Consider the following 17,281-nt stretch of genomic DNA (forward strand, 5'->3'; position numbering starts at 1 on the left):
GTCACCAGCTGGGCCGCGTCGCGGGACACCGGGCTGGTGGGGAAGGCCGTGGCTCCCGGGACATAGGCCGGCGGCGCGTAGAGCACATAGCCGACCGGCCGCAGGTCGTGCAGGGTGACGGCCTTGGGCGCGGCGCCGACGGGTTCGAGGTCGTGGGCGTCGGCCATCCGGTAGCCGACCCGCAGCCCGCCGGGGATCGGGTCGAGTTCGAGGCCCACGGGCACCTCGTCCGCCGTGTCGAGCCGGTAGACGATGTCGTCCATCAGCGCCGCCAGCAGGTCGGGGTCGGCGTCCGCGTGGATCTCGGTGTGCCGCCACCGTGGGGTGCCGGCGGTCGAGGGGTCGGCGAACGCCTCGACGACGCCGCGCACGGCCTGGCTCAGGCACTCCTCGCGCGTCGGCCCCCACGCCGCGACGCGCAGGTCAGCGGTGTGCGGGACGCCTCGGTGCCCGCCGCGTCCCCCGGTGTCAGCGCCGCCGGTGGCCATGGCTCCATGGTGACCCGCCGGGGCGCGGGGCGCAGCCCGAGCGCCGGGGCCCGCGCCGGCACCGGCTCGCGTCCGGGGCATGTCCGGGGCGTGTCCGGGGTCGTGCCCGTGTCGTACAGCGGACATGGCGTCACTGCGACACCGGGATCGCGTGACAGGGTCCGTTCAACCGATCGATGCTGTCGTCCGGCCGGGAAAACGCGCAACACCGGGGAGCCGGGGGTAGCCGGCTTTGGACCGGGGCCGGCGGCCACGCCGGCCGGGGGCGCGCCGGCGCGCACAGTGGGGTTGCGCGCCGGCGCGTGGGGCACCCCTGCGCTGGGCGGAAAACCCCTATGCACGGCCGGTCCCCACGCTGTCGGGCGGCAGGGGCACGACACCGAATCCCACGCCGCGTACCCTGCCAAGCACGGGCCGCTTGTATCTCGTCTTGAGTCTCCCTTGATGGGGAATTTGGCCCGGCGTGCGAATCTCACCGTGCGAGCGGGACGAGAGGAGAGCCATGGCGAAGGGGCCGATGCCGGCGACCGGGGAGGAGCTTCCCCTGGCCGAGGGCTTCCCCGAGGTGTCCAGGGAGCGGTGGCGCGAGCTCGTGGCCGGGGTGCTGCGGAAGGCCGGCCGTTCCGATGTGGACGGTCGGGCGGCGGAGGAGGCGCTGTCCACCGCAGTGGGCGACGGCGTCGTCACCCGGCCGCTGTACACGGCGGAGGACGCGGCCCCCGACGCGGGCTTCCCCGGCTTCGCGCCGTTCGTCAGGGGCGCCCGCCCCGAGGGCACGGCGGTGGCCGGCTGGGACGTGCGGCAGTTCCACGGCGATCCTGATCCGCGGCGGACCAACGAGGCGGTGCTGGCGGACCTGGAGCACGGGGTCACGTCGGTGTGGCTGGCGGTCGGCGCGGCCGGCGTGCCGGTGGCGGAGCTGGCCACCGCGCTGGACGGGGTGCTGCTCGACCTGGCGCCCGTGGTGCTGGAGCCGGGTGCCGAGTTCGACGCGGCGGCCCGGGAGCTGCTGCGGATCGCGGACGAGCGGGGCCTGGCACCCGGCGCGCCGCTCGGGGTGTTGGGCGCGGACCCGCTGGGCCTGGCGGCCCGCACCGGGGACCACGACGAGCTGACCACCCGGCTGTGGGCGGCGGCCAGCCTGGCCGCCCGCTGCCACCGCGACCACCAGGGGCTGCGGGCCCTGGTGGTGGACGCGTCGCCGTACCACGAGGCGGGCGGCAGCCCGGCCGAGGAACTCGGCTGCTCGTTGGCGACCGGGGTGGCGTATCTGCGGGAGCTGACCAGGGCGGGGCTGCCGCTGGAGGCGGCGCTCGGCCAGCTGGAGTTCCGGTACGCGGCCACGGCCGACCAGTTCGTGACGATCGCCAAGCTGCGCGCGGCACGCCGGTTGTGGTCCAGGGTGGCGGAGGCGAGCGGCGCGCCGCCGGCCGCGGGGGCCCAGCGGCAGCACGCGGTGACGTCGCGGGTGATGATGACCAGGCGCGACCCGTGGGTGAACATGCTGCGCACCACGGTGGCGGCGCTGGCCGCCGGCGCGGGCGGCGCGGACGCGGTGACGGTGTTGCCGTTCGACGAGGCGTTGGGCCTGCCGGACGCGTTCGCCCGGCGGATCGCCAGGAACACGTCGGCGATCCTGCTGGCGGAGTCCCATCTGGGCCGGGTGATCGACCCGGCCGGCGGCTCCTGGTACGTGGAGTCGTTGACGGACGATCTGGCGCGGGCCGGCTGGGCGTGGTTCCAGGAGATCGAGCGGGCCGGCGGTCAGGAGGCGGCGCTGCGCTCCGGGCTGGTCGCCGAGCGTCTCGCGGCGGAGTGGGCGCGGCGCCGCGGGCGGCTGGCGAAGCGGCGCGAACCGATCACCGGGGTCAGCGAGTTCGCCAACCCGAAGGAGCGGCTGCCGGAACGCGCCCCGGCGCCGGCCGGGCCGCGCGGCGGCCTGCCGGTGGTCCGTCGGGACGAGGCGTTCGAGGCGCTCCGCGCCCGGGCGGACGCCGCCGGGCAGCGGCCGCGGGCGTTCCTGGCGGCGATCGGCCCGGTGGCGGCGCACACGGCGCGGGTCGGCTTCGCGGCCAACCTGTTCCAGGCGGCCGGGATCGAGCCGGTCCACGAGCCGACGTCGGTGGGCGCCGACACCGTGGCCGCGGCGTTCGCGGCCAGCGGCGCCGAGGTGGCCTGCCTGTGTTCCAGCGACGCGCTCTACGCCGAGCGGGCCGCCGAGGTGGCGGCGGCGTTGAAGGCGGCCGGCGCCCGCCGGGTGCTGCTGGCCGGACGCCCAGGGGAGCGGGAGGCGGAGTACCGGGCCGCGGGCGTGGATGAGTTCGTCTTCGTGGGCGGCGACGTGGTCGTCGTGCTCACCTCGGTTCTCGAATCGCTGGGAGTGGCGTGATGCACGAGTTCCCGAACTTCGCGGAGGTCCCCCTCGCGCCGGAGGAGGGCGCGGGGGAGGCCGTCGGCGCCGACCAGTGGCGGGCCGCCGTCAAGGAGGGCAGCGGCCACTCCGTGGACGACCTGGTGTGGGAGACGCCGGAGGGCATCGGCGTCCGGCCGCTGTACACGGCGGAGGACCTGGCCGGGCTCGACTTCCTGGGCACCTATCCGGGCGTGGCGCCGTTCCTGCGCGGCCCCTATCCGACGATGTACGTCAACCAGCCCTGGACGATCCGGCAGTACGCGGGCTTCTCCACGGCCGAGGCGTCCAACGCGTTCTACCGGCGGAACCTGGCGGCCGGTCAGAAGGGCCTGTCGGTGGCGTTCGACCTGCCCACCCACCGCGGCTACGACTCCGACCACCCCCGGGTCACCGGCGACGTCGGGATGGCCGGGGTGGCGATCGACTCGATCTACGACATGCGACAGCTCTTCGACGGCATCCCGCTGGACCGGATGAGCGTGTCGATGACGATGAACGGCGCGGTGCTGCCGGTGCTGGCGCTGTACATCGTGGCCGCCGAGGAGCAGGGCGTGCCGCCGGAGAAGCTGGCGGGGACCATCCAGAACGACATCCTCAAGGAGTTCATGGTCCGCAACACCTACATCTACCCGCCGCAGCCCTCGATGCGGATCATCTCCGACATCTTCGCCCACACCTCGCGGCACATGCCCCGCTACAACTCGATCTCCATCTCCGGCTACCACATCCAGGAGGCCGGGGCCACCGCCGACCTGGAGCTGGCCTACACCCTGGCGGACGGCGTCGAGTACCTGCGGGCCGGTGTCGCCGCCGGCCTCGACGTCGACGCGTTCGCGCCCCGGCTGTCGTTCTTCTGGGGCATCGGCATGAACTTCTTCATGGAGATCGCCAAGCTGCGGGCGGCCCGGCTGCTGTGGGCCAGGCTGGTACGGCGGTTCGACCCCGGGAACCCCAAGTCGCTGTCGCTGCGTACCCATTCGCAGACCTCCGGCTGGTCGCTGACCGCCCAGGACGTGTTCAACAACGTCACCCGCACCTGCGTGGAGGCGATGGCCGCCACCCAGGGCCACACCCAGTCCCTGCACACCAACGCGCTGGACGAGGCCCTGGCCCTGCCCACCGACTTCTCGGCCCGGATCGCCCGCAACACCCAGATACTGCTCCAGCAGGAGTCGGGCACCACCCGGGTCATCGACCCCTGGGGCGGCTCCGCCTACGTCGAACGCCTCACCCACGACCTGGCGCGGCGCGCCTGGCAGCACATCGAGGAGGTCGAGGCGGCCGGCGGCATGGCCAAGGCCATCGACGCCGGCATCCCCAAGCTGCGCGTCGAGGAGGCGGCCGCCCGCACCCAGGCCCGCATCGACTCGGGGCGGCAGCCCGTCATCGGCGTCAACCTCTACCGGGTCGAGGCCGACGAGCGCATCGAGGTCCTGAAGGTCGACAACACGGCGGTGCGCGCCCAGCAGATCGAGAAGCTGCGGCGGCTGCGCGAGGAGCGGGACGAGGCGGCCTGTCAGGACGCGCTGCGGGCCCTGACCCTCGGTGCCTCGGGCGACGCCAACCTGCTCGCCCTCGCGGTGGACGCGGCCCGCGCCATGGCCACGGTCGGCGAGATCTCCGACGCCCTGGAGAAGGTGTTCGGGCGGCACGCCGGGCAGATCCGTACCATCTCAGGGGTGTATCGCGAGGAGGCCGGGTCGCTGCCCGGCGTGGAGCGTACCCGCGCGCTGGTCGCCGCGTTCGCGGACGCCGAGGGCCGCCGTCCCCGGATCCTGGTCGCCAAGATGGGCCAGGACGGGCACGACCGCGGCCAGAAGGTCATCGCCTCGGCCTTCGCCGACCTGGGCTTCGACGTCGACGTCGGCCCGCTGTTCCAGACCCCGGCCGAGGTCGCCCGCCAGGCCGTCGAGGCGGACGTGCACATCGTGGGCGTCTCGTCGCTGGCCGCCGGGCACCTCACCCTGGTGCCCGCCCTGCGCCACGAGTTGGCCGAGGCCGGCCGCGAGGACATCACCATCGTGGTCGGCGGCGTCATCCCGCCCGACGACGTGCCGACGCTGCGCGAGATGGGCGCCGCGGCCGTCTTCCCGCCCGGCACCGTGATCCCCGAGGCCGCCTACGACCTGCTGGTGACGCTCGCCGAGGGCCTCGGCCTCGAGCTCGCGACGTGACGCGGCCCGCCATCGACGTCGACGGCTACGCCAAGGGCGTGCTCGCCGGCACGCGGGCCCAGGTGGCGCGGGCGATCACGCTGGTGGAGTCCACCAGGCCCGACCACCGGCGGCTCGCGCAGCGGCTGCTGCTCGACCTGCTGCCGCACGCCGGCCGGGCGCGGCGGGTCGGCGTCAGCGGGGTGCCGGGAGTCGGCAAGTCGACGTTCATCGACGCGCTCGGCACGATGCTCACCGGGCTCGGGCACCGGGTCGCGGTGCTGGCCGTCGACCCGTCGTCCACCCGCACCGGCGGCTCGATCCTCGGCGACAAGACCCGGATGGCGCGGCTCGCCGTCGACGAGGACGCGTTCGTCCGCCCCTCCCCCTCCGCCGGCACGCTCGGCGGCGTGGCGCGGGCCACCCGCGAGACCATGGTGGTGATGGAGGCCGCCGGCTACGACGTGGTGCTGGTCGAGACCGTCGGCGTCGGCCAGTCGGAGACGGCCGTGGCCGGCATGGTCGACACCTTCCTCTTCCTCACCCTGGCCAGGACCGGTGACCAGCTCCAGGGCATCAAGAAGGGCGTCCTGGAACTCGCCGACGTGATCGCCGTCAACAAGGCCGACGGCCCCCACGAGCGCGAGGCGAGGGCCGCCGCCCGCGAACTCCGGGGCGCCCTGCGGATGCTGCGCCCGCCCGACCCGGTGTGGTCGCCCCCGGTGCTCACCTGCAGCGCGCTGGAGGGCGCCGGGCTCGACGAGGTGTGGGAGAGGGTGGAGGGCCACCGCCGGGCCCTCGAAGCGGCCGGCCGGCTGGCCGAGAAGCGGCGCGACCAGCAGGTCGAGTGGACCTGGTCGATGGTCCACGACGAACTGCTCGGCCGGCTGCACGGCCATCCGGCGGTGCGCGGCCTGGCACCCGCCCTCGAACGGCAGGTGCGGAACGGCGCGTTGACGCCGACGCTGGCCGCCGAGCGGCTGCTCACCGCGTTCCACGAGCCGGTACCGGACGACACCGGCGGCGGGTCCCGCGGGTCGGGTCAGGCGGGCGCCAACACCGCCTGAGGGCCGCGCTCGGCACGCACGAACGCGGGGAACTCGTCGGGCGCGCAGCCCACCTCGTGCCAGCCGGGCCCGGCGAGCGTGGGGCAGCCGAGCAGCCCGACCCACTCCCCCGACGGCAGGTAGAGGGCGCGCCGGCCGCCGGGCGCGAGCAGCGGCGCCACCAGCACGTCGGGGCCGAGCAGGTACTGGAGGTCGGCGTCCCTGGCCTCGCGGTCGCCGGGGAAGGCCAGCGGCATCGGCCGCATCAGCGGCAGCCCGTCCGCCGCGTCGGCGATGTAGCGGACGAGCCGGTGGCGGAGCCGGCAGGCCGCGATGGCGGCCGAGCGGTACGGCTCGGGGTAGGCGGTGGGTTCGCGGCGGCCCATCCCGTGGAACCGCATGATCGGCGAGAACGCCGCCCACTGCGCCCACCGCCCGTACAGCTCCGGGTCGACGTCGGCGAACGCGGCGTCCGGCTCCATGGTCTTCCGCAGCTCGCCGGCCTGCTGGTAGGAGGCCGGGGTCCAGTAGCCGCCGGCGTCGTAGGTGACCATGGAGAACCCGCTGAGGGACATGGAGAGCACGGCGCGCAGCGTGGAGACGAGACCGCTCCAGGTGGAGGGCATGTCGCCGGCCCAGTGCGCCGGGTCGCGCTGCGATCCGGCGGTGCCGGAGCGGGCGATGGGCACGAAGTCGCCGTCCAGCGCCTCGTCGCCGGCCTCGCGGACCACGTCCTGGTAGAGCAGGCCGTAGGAGTTGCGGCGCTCGGGTCCCGTGCTGCCGTCGGCGAAGATCGCGTCGTCGGCGATCTCCTCGCCGTAGTCGGTGAGCAGCGCCGAGTTGCCCTCCTCGCGGAAGGTGGCGACCAGCCGCTCGCGCCACCAGGCGCGGGCCGCCGGGTTGGTGAAGTCGACGGGCAGGTTGTCCGGGTTGTCGGAGGTGGCGGCGGGGCTGCCGTCGGCGCGGTGCACCAGGTAGCCCTGCTCGGTGAGCCGGTCGGCGAGCGGGGTGCCGCGCAGCACGTACGGGTTGATCCACAGGCTGGTGCGGATCCCGCGGTCGGCGAGGGCCCTGGTCCAGCCGGCGGGGAACCGGCGGCGGTCGGGTCCCGCGGTCCAGGAGGAGTCGGCGAGCACGGACTCGTCGAGCCACTCGTCGACGTGGATGACGTCGACCGGGCAGCCGGCGGCGGTCAGTTCGTCGACGGTGCGGACCATCTCGTCGGCGGTGAAGTAGGACGACCGGCTCATCCACACGCCGAACGCCCAGTCGGGCAGCCGGCGGGGCTGTCCGGTGAGGGCGTGGTAGCGGTCGAGGATGGTGGGGGCGTCGCCGCTGAGCAGGAAGAGGTCGAGGTCGTCGCCCGCGATGTGGAAGCGGGCGGCCTCGGCGTGGGTGGCGCCGATGTCGGCGTCCACCGGCTCGCCGGTGTGCGCGAAGATGCCCCAGCCGGCGTCGGACCAGAGGAGCGGCACGTTGAGGTAGGCGGAGTCGCGGCCGGCGGCCCGGTTCTCCTCGATGTTGCGGAGCCTGCGGTGCCGGCCGCGCAGGTTGATGCCCTGGTAGCTCTCGCCGCCGCCGTAGACGGCCGCGTCGGGGGCGAGGTGGATGGTCTCCACCCAGGCGGCGGGACGCTCGGGGGTCGCCGGGCGGTAGCCGGCCTGGAAGGGCAGGGTGGCGCCCTCGGCCTCGGAGAAACGTTCGAAGGTGCCGAAGCGCAGGGCCTGGGGGGCGCCCTCGCCGCTCTCCATGGCGTCCGGGTCGCCGCTCTCCCAGAACGCCTCGACGCCGGGGCCCGTGATGGCGGTACCGCCCGCCACCCGGTGCAGGGTGGCCCGCCGGTCCGGGAGGTCGAGCAGCACGGAGTCGGTGGGCCGGTGGCGTGGGACGGGCCGGGCCAGCCGCAGCCGCAGCACGCCGTTCACGGGGACGCTGCAGGCCAGGTCCATGGTCCGTCCTGAGCCCAGGGTGATCCGCAACAGGCCGTCGCCACCGGGCGCCGGCTCGGCGGCGACATAGGGATCGGTGCCCTGTTCCATCTCGGCTCGCCCTCCGTCCTGACCGTGGCCACGCGGGTCGTGCGACCGGCCGCGCCCGAGTACCCGCCCGAAACTCGGGCAAACGGCTCAAGACGATGCGCCGGCCGGCCGATCACACAAGGTGACGGCCGGACCACGCCCGGGCCTCGGATGGGGGCGACATGGTGATCGAACTGCTGCTACTGCTCGTGGCGTTGCTGCTGACGTTGGCCTGCGCGGTGTTCGTGGCCGCCGAGTTCTCGCTGACCACGGTGGAGCGCGGTGAGCTGGAGCGGGCCGCGGCGGCCGGTGAGCCGGGGGCCGCCGGGGTGGTGAAGGCGGTGCGGCGGCTGACGTTCCAGCTGTCCGGGGCGCAGCTCGGGATCACGGTGACGTCGCTGGTGATCGGGATGCTCTCGGAGCCGTCGCTGGCCAGGTTGCTGCGCGGGCCGCTGCGGTCCGCCGGGGTGCCCGGCTCGACGGCGTCCACGCTGGCGGTGGCGCTCGGCGTGGTGCTGTCCACGGTGGTGCTGATGGTGGTGGGCGAGCTGATGCCGAAGAACTGGGCGATCACCCATCCGCGCCGGGTGGCGCGGACGGTGGCACCGCTGCTGCGCGGCTTCACGGCGGCGTTCGGGCCGCTGATCCGGCATCTGAACGAGGAGGCGAACCGGATCGTCCGCTGGTGCGGCCTGGAGCCCACCGAGGAGCTGGCGTCGGCGCGCACCCCGCAGGAGCTGGTGGCGCTGGCCCGGCACTCGGCGGCCGAGGGGGTGCTGCCCCCGGACTCGGCCGAGCTGTTCGTGCGCACGCTGCACCTGGGCGAGCTGACGGCGCAGAGCGTGATGACGCCGCGGGTCGCGGTGCACGCGCTGCGGCGGACGGCGAGCGCGGCCGACGCGGCGAACCTGACGTCGGCCACCGGTCTCTCGCGCTTCCCGGTGTACGACGAGGGTCTGGACGACGTGGTGGGGATGGTGCACGTCAAGGACGTGCTGGCGGTCGACGAGGCGCGGCGCGCGGCGGTGCCGGTCGCCGAGCTGGCGACGGAGGCGCCGCTGGTGCCGGCCAGCCTGCCGGTCGACCGGCTGTTGGAGCGGCTGCGCGGGCGGCGGTCGATGGCGGTGGTGGTGGACGAGTACGGGGGCACGGCGGGCGTGGTGACGCTGGAGGACATCGTGGAGGAGGTGGTCGGCGAGGTGCGTGACGAGCACGACCCCGAGGAGGTGCCGGAGCTGGCCGGAGCGGGCCCCGGGGTGTGGGAGGCGGGCGGCGGCGCGCGGATCGACCAGCTGACGGGGGTCGGCCTCCCGCTGCCCGAGGGCCCCTACGAGACGGTGGCGGGCCTGGTGGCCACGGCGCTCGGCCGGATCCCGGCGGCCGGCGACCTGGTGGAGGTGGCGGGCTGGCGGCTCGACGTGCTGGCCGTCGAGCGGCACCGGGCGGCGCGGGTGCGGATCACCGCACCGGCCGACCCGGAGGCCGTGCCCGACCCGGAGGTGGCGCGATGACGTTCTGGCAACTGGCGCTTGGCGCCCTGACGTTGGTGACCAACGCGTTCTTCGTGGGCGCCGAGTTCGCGCTGATCTCGGTGCGCCGCGACCAGATCGAGCCGCGGGCGGAGGCGGGAGAGCGCGGCGCCCGCACCGTGCTGTGGGCGCTGCGCCACCTGTCGGCGATGATGGCGACGGCGCAGCTCGGCATCACCGCGTCCTCGCTGGTGCTCGGCGCGGTGGCGGAACCGGCCATGGCGCACCTGTTGGAGCCGCTGTTCCGGGTGGTCCACATGCCGCACGGCCTGGTGCATCCGATCGCCTTCGCGATCGCGCTCGCGGTGGCGACGTATCTGCACATGCTGGTGGGCGAGATGGTGCCCAAGAACATCGCGCTGGCGGCGCCCGAGCGGACGGCGCTGCTGCTCGGCCCGCCGCTGGTGGGCCTGACCCGGGCGCTGCGGCCGGTGATCTTCGGGATCAACGAGCTGGCGAACGTGCTGCTGCGGCTGGTGCGGGTGACGCCCCGGGACGAGGTGGCCTCGGTGTTCACGGACGACGAGTTGGTGCGGCTGGTGCAGGATTCCAGCGAGGCCGGTCTGCTGGCCGCCGAGGAGAGCGAACGGCTGCGGGACGCGCTGGAGTTGGGCACCAGGTCGGTGGCCGAGATCGTGGTGCCGGTGGCGCGGATGGTGACCGTCGACCATCTGGTGACGCCGCGCCAGTTGGAGCGGGTGGCGGCCTCCTCCGGCTTCTCGCGGTTCCCGGTGACGGGCCCCGGCGACACGGTGCTCGGCTTCCTGCACGTCAAGGACGCGCTGGGCGCCCCGGACCGGAACCGGCCCTTCCCGAGGGACGCCCTGCACCCGGTGGTGCAGATCCGGCTCGACACCCCGCTGGACGACGCGTTGACGGCGATGCGCCGGGCGGTCACCCACCTGGCGGCCGTGGTGAGCGCCAGGGGGCGGCTGCTGGGCTTCGTGACGATGGAGGACGTGCTGGTGGAGCTGGTCGGCCCGACCGCCGAGTGAGGCTCAGTGCGCGGCGTCGCGGTCGCGGCCCTGGGTGTGCGCGGCGACCTCGGGGTGGTGCGCGTCGAAGGCGGGCGACTCGGAGCGGATCCTGGGCAGTTCGACGAAGTTGTGCCGGGGCGGCGGGCAGGAGGTGGCCCACTCCAGGGAGCGGCCGAAGCCCCACGGGTCGTCGGCGTCGACCCGGGGGGCGTGCCGGGCGGTCTGCCAGACGTTGAGGAGGAACGGCAGGGTGGAGAGGCCGAGCAGGAAGGCGCCGATGGTGGAGATGGTGTTGAGGGTGGTGAAGCCGTCGGCGGCCAGGTAGTCGGCGATCCGGCGCGGCATGCCCTCGACGCCCAGCCAGTGGTGGACGAGGAAGGTGCCGTGGAAGCCGACGAACAGGGTCCAGAAGTGGATCCGGCCCAGGCGTTCGTCGAGCATCCGGCCGGTCCACTTGGGCCACCAGAAGTGGAAGCCGGCGAACATCGCGAACACCACGGTGCCGAAGACCACGTAGTGGAAGTGGCCGACCACGAAGTAGGTGTCGGTGACGTGGAAGTCGAGTGGCGGCGAGGCCAGGATGACGCCGGTGAGGCCGCCGAAGAGGAAGGTGACGAGGAAGCCGATCGACCAGAGCATCGGGGTCTCGAAGCTGAGCGATCCCTTCCACATGGTGCCGATCCAGTTGAAGAACTTGACGCCGGTGGGGACGGCGATGAGGAACGAGAGCCCGGAGAAGAACGGCAGCAGCACCGCTCCGGTGGCGAACATGTGGTGCGCCCAGACGGTCATGGAGAGGCCGGCGATGGCGATGGTGGCGCCGATCAGGCCGAGGTAGCCGAAGATCGGTTTGCGGCTGAAGACCGGGATGATCTCGGTGATGATGCCGAAGAACGGCAGCGCGATGATGTAGACCTCGGGGTGGCCGAAGAACCAGAACAGGTGCTGCCACAGCAGGGCGCCGCCGTTGGCCGGGTCGAAGACGTGGGCGCCGAAGACCCGGTCGGCCGCGAGGCAGAACAGGGCGCCGGCGAACACCGGGAAGGCCAGCAGCACCATCACGCTGGTGAGGAGCACGTTCCAGACGAAGATCGGCATCCGGAACATCGTCATGCCGGGGGCGCGCATGCAGACGATGGTGGTGACGAAGTTGACCGCGCCGAAGATGGTGCCGAAGCCGGAGAGCGCCAGGCCCATGACCCACATGTCGGGGCCGGTGCCCGGTGAGCGGACGGCGTCGTTGAGCGGGGCGTAGGCGAACCAGCCGAAGCTGGCGGCCCCGGCGGGGGTGAGCAGCGAGCCGATGACCAGCAGCCCGCCGAAGAGGTAGAACCAGTAGGCGAGGGCGTTCAGCCGGGGGAAGGCCACGTCGGGGGCGCCGAGCTGGAGCGGCATGATCCAGTTGGCGAAGCCGGCGAAGAGCGGGGTGGCGAAGAGCAGCATCATGATCGTGCCGTGCAGGGTGAACGCCTGGTTGAACTGCTCGGCGGTCACGAGTTGCAGTCCCGGCCTGGCGAGCTCGGCGCGCATCACCATGGCGAGGGAGCCGGCCAGCAGGAAGAAGAGGAACGACGTGACCAGGTACAGGGTGCCGATCCGCTTGTGATCGGTGGTGGTCATCCAGGACACGGCGATCCGGCCCGGGCTCCGGCGTCTCGGCGTGTGTTCCGCGGCCCGCGTGTCCGTCAGCGTCGCCATGAACCGTCCCTTCGCTGTCACGGCCTGTCCGCGGCTTGTTGTACTGCCGGACGGCACGGCGTCCCGCGTTTGCCCCTTTCGTGGGCGATTCACGGTACGGATGCGACCGAACACCGACTGTCACCCTCCGAGATGTGCCGGAGGTGGTTAGCGGGCAGACTGAGGTCAGCGGCCTCTTCCGTGGCGAGCACAGGGAGACGCACCATGAACACACCCGCACAACCCCGAAAACGGCGCCATCCCCACGATGACGCCCCCGACACCAGCCGGGAGTTCGCGCGCATCGCGAAGCTGCCGCCCTGCGCCGAGCGGGACGAGCTGTGCCGTGACGTGGTGCGGGCCTGGATCCCGATGGCGGACCGGTTGGCCCGCACCTTCCGGGACCGCGGCGAGTCGCTGGAGGACCTGGAGCAGGTCGCGGCGCTCGGCCTGGTGAAGGCGGTGAACCGGTACGACCCGAGTCGCGGCCGGCCCTTCGAGAGCTACGCGGTGCCCACGATCGTGGGCGAGGTGAAGCGGCACTTCCGCGACCACCTGTGGGGGCTGCACGTGCCGCGGCGCACCCAGGAGCTGCGCAACCAGGTGCGGGCCTCCACCCGCCAGCTGAGCTACCGGCTGGACGACCGGGGGCCGAGCGTGGCGCAGATCGCCGAGCACAGCGGCCTGACCGAGGACGAGGTCAGGACGGGCATGGAGGCGCTGGAGAGCTACAGCACGCTGTCGTTGAACGCGGAACTTCCTGGTTCGGACGGCGACTACTCGCTGCTCGACACGCTGGGCGAGCCGGAGCCGGGCTTCGACCGGGTGGTGGACCGGGAGTCGGTCAGGGACCCGCTGCGGGCCCTGCCGGAGCGGGAGCGGCACATCCTCTACCTGCGCTACTTCCACGGCATGACGCAGAGCGGCATCGCCCATCGGCTCGGCATCTCGCAGATGCACGTCTCGCGGCTGCTGAGCCGCGCCTGCGAGCAGATCAGGGCCGAGGTGGAGGACGCGGAGCACACCGAGACCGCCGATCCGGCACCGGCGCCGGCACCGAGTCCGGCACCTGGTCCGGCACCGGCGCCGGACTCGGTGCGCCGGCCCTAGCGGCCGGGAGGGGCGGGAGGGAGGGGCCGGCCCTGGGCACCGTTCCGGTGTCCGGGGCCGGTCCCGCGTCTGAGTTGTCGCGGCAGCAGGCCCCACAGCACGCCGCAGAGCAGGAAGGCGCAGCCGCCGGCGATGATCCCGGCCGTGCGACTGACCACCACGCTCACCACCAGCAGCATCGCGCCGGTGAACGAGAGCGCGAGCATGACGAGTCCGGCGGCGGCGAGCCGGGCCGAGACGACCACCAGCAGCCGCTTGGCGCCGCGTTGGAAGAGCGCGCGGTGGATCGCGGCGGGGGCGGTGAACAGGGCGGTGGCGCAGAGCGCGAGCGCCAGCGTGGTGATGTAGGTGGCGCGTTCGAAGTCGTCGAGGTCGGTGAAGCGCTGGGTGAAGGCGAGCGTGAGCAGGAAGGCGAAGAGGATCTGCACCCCCGTCTGCGTCACGCGCAGTTCCTGGAGCAGTTCGACGAAGTTTCGGTCGGCCCGCTCCTCCGGGGTCTCGTGGCGTGCGGTCGGCCGTGACATGTCGGCCATCCTGCCCCGCGGCGGACCGCCGGTTCACGCAGGCGCGGCGGTCTCCGCGTGCCGCGCGGTCGGCACCACGACGACGTCGCGGCCGGCGGCCCTGAACTCCTCGAGGACGTGCGGCGGGGCGCCGTCGTCGGTGACCAGCGTCCAGTCCGTCTCCAGCCGGGCCCAGGCGCGGAAGGGGCGGTGGCCCAGCTTGGCGGCGTGCGTCAGCACGTAGACCCGGCGGGAGCGGCGGGCCATCAGCTCCTTGAGCCTGGTCTGTTCGAGCTCGGCCTCGCACAGGCCGCCGTCGCTGGTGACGCCGTCGGCGCCGAGGAAGGCGACGTCGAAGCTCATCCGCTCCAACGCGGCCTCGGCCAGCGGCCCGACGAAGGCGTCGCTCAGCGCGCGCAGCCGCCCGCCGAGGCACAGCGTGGTGATGTCGTCCCGGTGTTGGACGTGGTGGAGCACCGGCAGGCTGGCGGTGGTGACCGTCAACGAGGCTTCGGGGGGCAGCGCGCGGGCCACCAGGGCCACGGTGGTGCCGGCGTCGAGCAGCAGGGACTGCCCGACCTCGACGCGGTCTGCGGCCCAGCGGGCGATGGCCCGCTTCGGCTCGAACGCCTCGCTGTCGCGTTGGTCGAGCGACGCCTCGCCGCGGTGCGGGACGGCGATCGCGCCGCCGTAGGTGCGGGCGAGCCGGCCGCTGGCGCTGAGCTGGGTGAGGTCGCGGCGGATGGTGGAGGCCGTGACGCCGAAGCGGGCGGCCAACTCCTCGACGCTCGCGAGGCCGGCGTCCGTCGCGAGGCTGATGATCTGCTCCCGCCGCTCGCGGGACCTGAGCGTGCCGCGACTGCCTGGGGTTGCCATCCGACCGACCGTCCTCGCTCTCTCGGCCCCTTCAGGGGGCGTGCGCGTGGGCGCGTGGCCCCGACTCTAGCCAGCGGTGCGCGAAACACGCCACTTCCGGTGCGCGCTCGACGCACGGGCCGTGACGTTCCCACCCGCCTCAGGGACGACTTCGTGCACCACCCCTGTACGACCGGGCCGTTCGACGGCAGGTTGATCGGTGTCCCGCGGCGCGGCGGGGCAGGACCTCGGAGGTGGCTCCATGACAACCAGTGACAGCGGGCCGGGCACCAGAACCGACGTACAGAAGGCCCTGTTGGGCCACGCGACCTACCGCAGCCTCGGCGAACAGCGGCTCACGCCGACCGAGGAGAGGTTCGAGCGGGCCAGGCGGACCACCGGGCTGTGGCTGGCGCCGCTGGTGGCGGTGGTGTTCCTGGCACTGCCGCTCGACATGGCGCCGAGCCAGCAGACCCTCGCCGGGCTGCTGCTCGGCGTGGTGGTGCTGTGGGTGACGGAGCCGGTGCCGATCCCGGTGGGCGGGCTCATCGGGGTGGGCTGCATCGTGCTGTTCGGGGTGGTGCCGGCGAACGACGCGCTGGCGCCGTTCGGCTCGTCGACGGTCTTCACCTTCATCGGCGCGTTCATCCTCGCCCAGGCGATGCTGAAGCACGGCCTGGCGCGGCGGTTCGCGTTCCGGATCCTGGCGCTGCCCGGGGTGGGCCGGTCCACGGTGGGCGTGATCGTGGCGTTCGGCGGGATCACCTGCCTGCTGTCGGCGTTCGTGTCCAACACCGCGACGGTGGCGATGCTGCTGCCGACCGCGCTCGGCATCCTGACGGTGATCGCCAAGCTGCTCCAGGACCGCGGCCTGGTGGAGCCGGACTTCGACCCGACGCGGCTGCGGGTGGGCGCGGCGCTGGTGCTGATGCTGGCGTACGGCGCGAGCGTGGGCGGGCTGCTGACGCCGGTGGGTTCGCCGCCGAACCTGATCGGGCGGGGGCTGATCGAGGAGGCCACCGGGGAGCGGATCTCGTTCGCCCAGTGGATGGCGACGGCGCTGCCGATCTGCGCGCTGATGTTCGTGGTGCTGGCCGTGGTGCTGCTGTTGGTCAACCGGCCCGAGATCCGCCGGATCGAGGGCATCGAGGAGTATGTGGCGCAGCAGCGGGCCGAGTTGGGGCGGCTGTCGCGGGCGGAGTGGAACACGCTGATCGCCTTCGGGATCACGGTGGTGCTGTGGATCACGCCGGGCGTGGTGGCGCTGGTCGCCGGCACCGACTCGTCGGTGTACGAGACGGTCAGCGGCCGGCTCAACGAGGGGATCGTGGCGGTGCTCGGCGCCTCGCTGCTGTTCCTGCTGCCGACGAACTTCGCGCGCCGGGAGGCGACGCTCAACTGGAGCGACGCGGCCCGGATCGACTGGGGCACCATCGTCCTGTTCGGCACCGGGATCATCTTCGGCTCGCTGCTGGAGTCCACGGGTCTTGCGCTGACCATCGGCACGGAGGCCAACGACGCGCTGGGGATGACCAGCCTGTTCTGGATCACCGCCTTCTCGGCGGCGCTCGCGATCCTGGTGTCGGAGACCACGAGCAACACGGCCTCGGCCGCGGTGGTGGTGCCGATCGTGCTGCCGATCGCGATGGCGGCCGACGTCGACCCGTTCGTGCCGGCGCTGGCGGCGACGTTCGCCGCGTCGTTCGGGTTCATGCTGCCGGTCTCGACGCCGCAGAACGCCATCGCCTACGGCTCGGGCGTGGTGCCGATCACCACGATGATCCGCTCGGGCTTCACCTTCGACGTGCTGGGCGGGCTGCTGATCATCCTGGGCCTGCCGCTGATGGTGGCGGTGACCGGCATCGGGGGCTGACCGGCGCCGGGTCAGGGCGCCGCGCCGCCGCAGGACTCCCTGACGATCAGGGTGGGCCACAACTGGACGCGGTGCACCGGGCGTTCGCCGGTGTCGGCGAGGCGGGCCAGGGCCAGTTCGGCGGCCAGCGCGCCGAGCCGGTGCTTCTGCGGGCGGACGGCGGTCAGGGGCGGGTCGGAGGCGGCGGCGACCTCGTCGTCGTAGGAGACGACGGCCAGTTCCTCCGGCACCCGGAGACCCAGGTCGCGGGCGCGCTCGACCATGCCGATGGCCTCACGGTCGGAGTGGACGAGCAGCGCCCGCACCCCGCGTTCCCGGCAGCGGGCCAGCACCTCGTCGTAGGAGTCGACCCAGCCGGGGGTGCCGTAGGTGGGCACGTCGATGTCCAGGTGGCCGTGCGGCGGCAGGTCGAGGGTGGCGGTGGCCTCCCGCCAACCGGCGCGCAGCGCCCGGCTGGTGGGGCTCGACCGCGAGGTGATCAGGGCGATCAGCCGGTGTCCGAGGGTCACCAGGCAGGCGGGGGAGTTGCGGCCCGGCTCCGGCTCGGTGCCGTGCGCCAGCGCGGCCACCGCGTTGCCGGCGGACAGCAGCGCGTCGTGCATGGCCTGCGGCCCGGAGACGCCGTGGGGCAGCGCGCCC

General features: G+C 73.5%; 13 protein-coding genes. 7 read left to right on the forward strand and 6 right to left on the reverse strand.

Annotated features, from left to right (window positions below; all coding sequences use genetic code 11):
* Nucleotides 1-488 (reverse strand): archease (locus E1283_RS13590; RefSeq protein WP_132818270.1); only part of this gene is annotated, 488 nt, incomplete at its 3' end.
* 517 nt (nt 489-1,005) lie between these two features.
* Here E1283_RS13590 and E1283_RS13595 point away from each other — a divergent pair.
* From E1283_RS13595 to meaB, 3 genes are read left to right on the forward strand one after another with little or no spacing between them, the layout of a single operon-like run.
* A complete protein-coding gene (locus tag E1283_RS13595) occupies nt 1,006-2,877 on the forward strand; it encodes a methylmalonyl-CoA mutase subunit beta (RefSeq protein WP_132818279.1) in 1,872 nt (623 codons plus the stop codon).
* Nucleotides 2,877-5,075 carry a methylmalonyl-CoA mutase gene (gene scpA / locus E1283_RS13600; RefSeq protein ID WP_132818271.1) on the forward strand — a complete coding sequence of 733 codons (2,199 nt, stop codon included), beginning with the start codon at nt 2,877-2,879 and terminating at the stop codon, nt 5,073-5,075. Before E1283_RS13595 ends, scpA begins: the two co-directional genes overlap by 1 nt.
* On the forward strand, nt 5,072-6,121 hold the full coding sequence (gene meaB / locus E1283_RS13605) for a methylmalonyl Co-A mutase-associated GTPase MeaB (protein ID WP_132818272.1): 1,050 nt from the start codon (nt 5,072-5,074) through the stop codon (nt 6,119-6,121). Before scpA ends, meaB begins: the two co-directional genes overlap by 4 nt.
* Here the strand turns inward: meaB and E1283_RS13610 are convergent.
* Nucleotides 6,097-8,139 (reverse strand): glycoside hydrolase family 31 protein, encoded by a 2,043-nt coding sequence (locus E1283_RS13610; RefSeq protein ID WP_132818273.1) that lies wholly within the window; start codon nt 8,137-8,139, stop codon nt 6,097-6,099. The genes meaB and E1283_RS13610 overlap by 25 nt on opposite strands.
* Before the next feature lie 164 nt (nt 8,140-8,303).
* On the opposite strand from E1283_RS13610, the gene E1283_RS13615 reads away from it, so the two are divergent.
* Both E1283_RS13615 and E1283_RS13620 read left to right on the forward strand, forming a co-directional pair.
* Nucleotides 8,304-9,629, forward strand: coding sequence for a hemolysin family protein (locus E1283_RS13615; protein WP_132818280.1), 1,326 nt, complete (start codon nt 8,304-8,306; stop codon nt 9,627-9,629).
* Nucleotides 9,626-10,642 (forward strand): hemolysin family protein, encoded by a 1,017-nt coding sequence (locus E1283_RS13620; RefSeq protein ID WP_132818274.1) that lies wholly within the window; start codon nt 9,626-9,628, stop codon nt 10,640-10,642. Before E1283_RS13615 ends, E1283_RS13620 begins: the two co-directional genes overlap by 4 nt.
* 3 nt (nt 10,643-10,645) lie before the next feature.
* Here the strand turns inward: E1283_RS13620 and ctaD are convergent, their stop codons facing one another.
* Nucleotides 10,646-12,322 (reverse strand): aa3-type cytochrome oxidase subunit I, encoded by a 1,677-nt coding sequence (ctaD, locus tag E1283_RS13625; RefSeq protein WP_132818275.1) that lies wholly within the window; start codon nt 12,320-12,322, stop codon nt 10,646-10,648.
* 204 nt (nt 12,323-12,526) lie between these two features.
* Here ctaD and E1283_RS13630 point away from each other — a divergent pair, with 204 nt between their 5' ends.
* The gene (locus E1283_RS13630) at nt 12,527-13,411 is read left to right on the forward strand and encodes a SigB/SigF/SigG family RNA polymerase sigma factor (protein ID WP_132818276.1); all 885 of its coding nucleotides are present in this window, start codon (nt 12,527-12,529) and stop codon (nt 13,409-13,411) included.
* Here the strand turns inward: E1283_RS13630 and E1283_RS13635 are convergent.
* Nucleotides 13,408-13,944: a DUF6328 family protein gene (locus tag E1283_RS13635; RefSeq protein WP_243744822.1), complete on the reverse strand. Its 537-nt coding sequence runs from the start codon at nt 13,942-13,944 to the stop codon at nt 13,408-13,410. The two genes, E1283_RS13630 and E1283_RS13635, sit on opposite strands and share 4 nt — an antisense overlap.
* A 24-nt stretch (nt 13,945-13,968) precedes the next feature.
* Nucleotides 13,969-14,790 (reverse strand): DeoR/GlpR family DNA-binding transcription regulator, encoded by an 822-nt coding sequence (locus E1283_RS13640; RefSeq protein WP_132818277.1) that lies wholly within the window; start codon nt 14,788-14,790, stop codon nt 13,969-13,971.
* A gap of 241 nt (nt 14,791-15,031) precedes the next feature.
* Between E1283_RS13640 and E1283_RS13645 the strand changes: the two genes are divergently transcribed.
* Entirely contained in the window at nt 15,032-16,642 is a 1,611-nt protein-coding gene (locus tag E1283_RS13645) for an SLC13 family permease (RefSeq protein ID WP_132818278.1), read from the forward strand.
* Nucleotides 16,643-16,653: 11 nt separating this feature from the next.
* On the opposite strand, the gene E1283_RS13650 is transcribed toward E1283_RS13645, so the two are convergent.
* The coding region (locus E1283_RS13650) for a substrate-binding domain-containing protein (RefSeq protein ID WP_165956110.1) at nt 16,654-17,281 on the reverse strand (628 nt) is incomplete at its 5' end.

Origin of the sequence: Streptomyces hainanensis, assembly GCF_004348415.1 — a bacterium.
GTDB lineage: Bacteria > Actinomycetota > Actinomycetes > Streptomycetales > Streptomycetaceae > Streptomyces > Streptomyces hainanensis.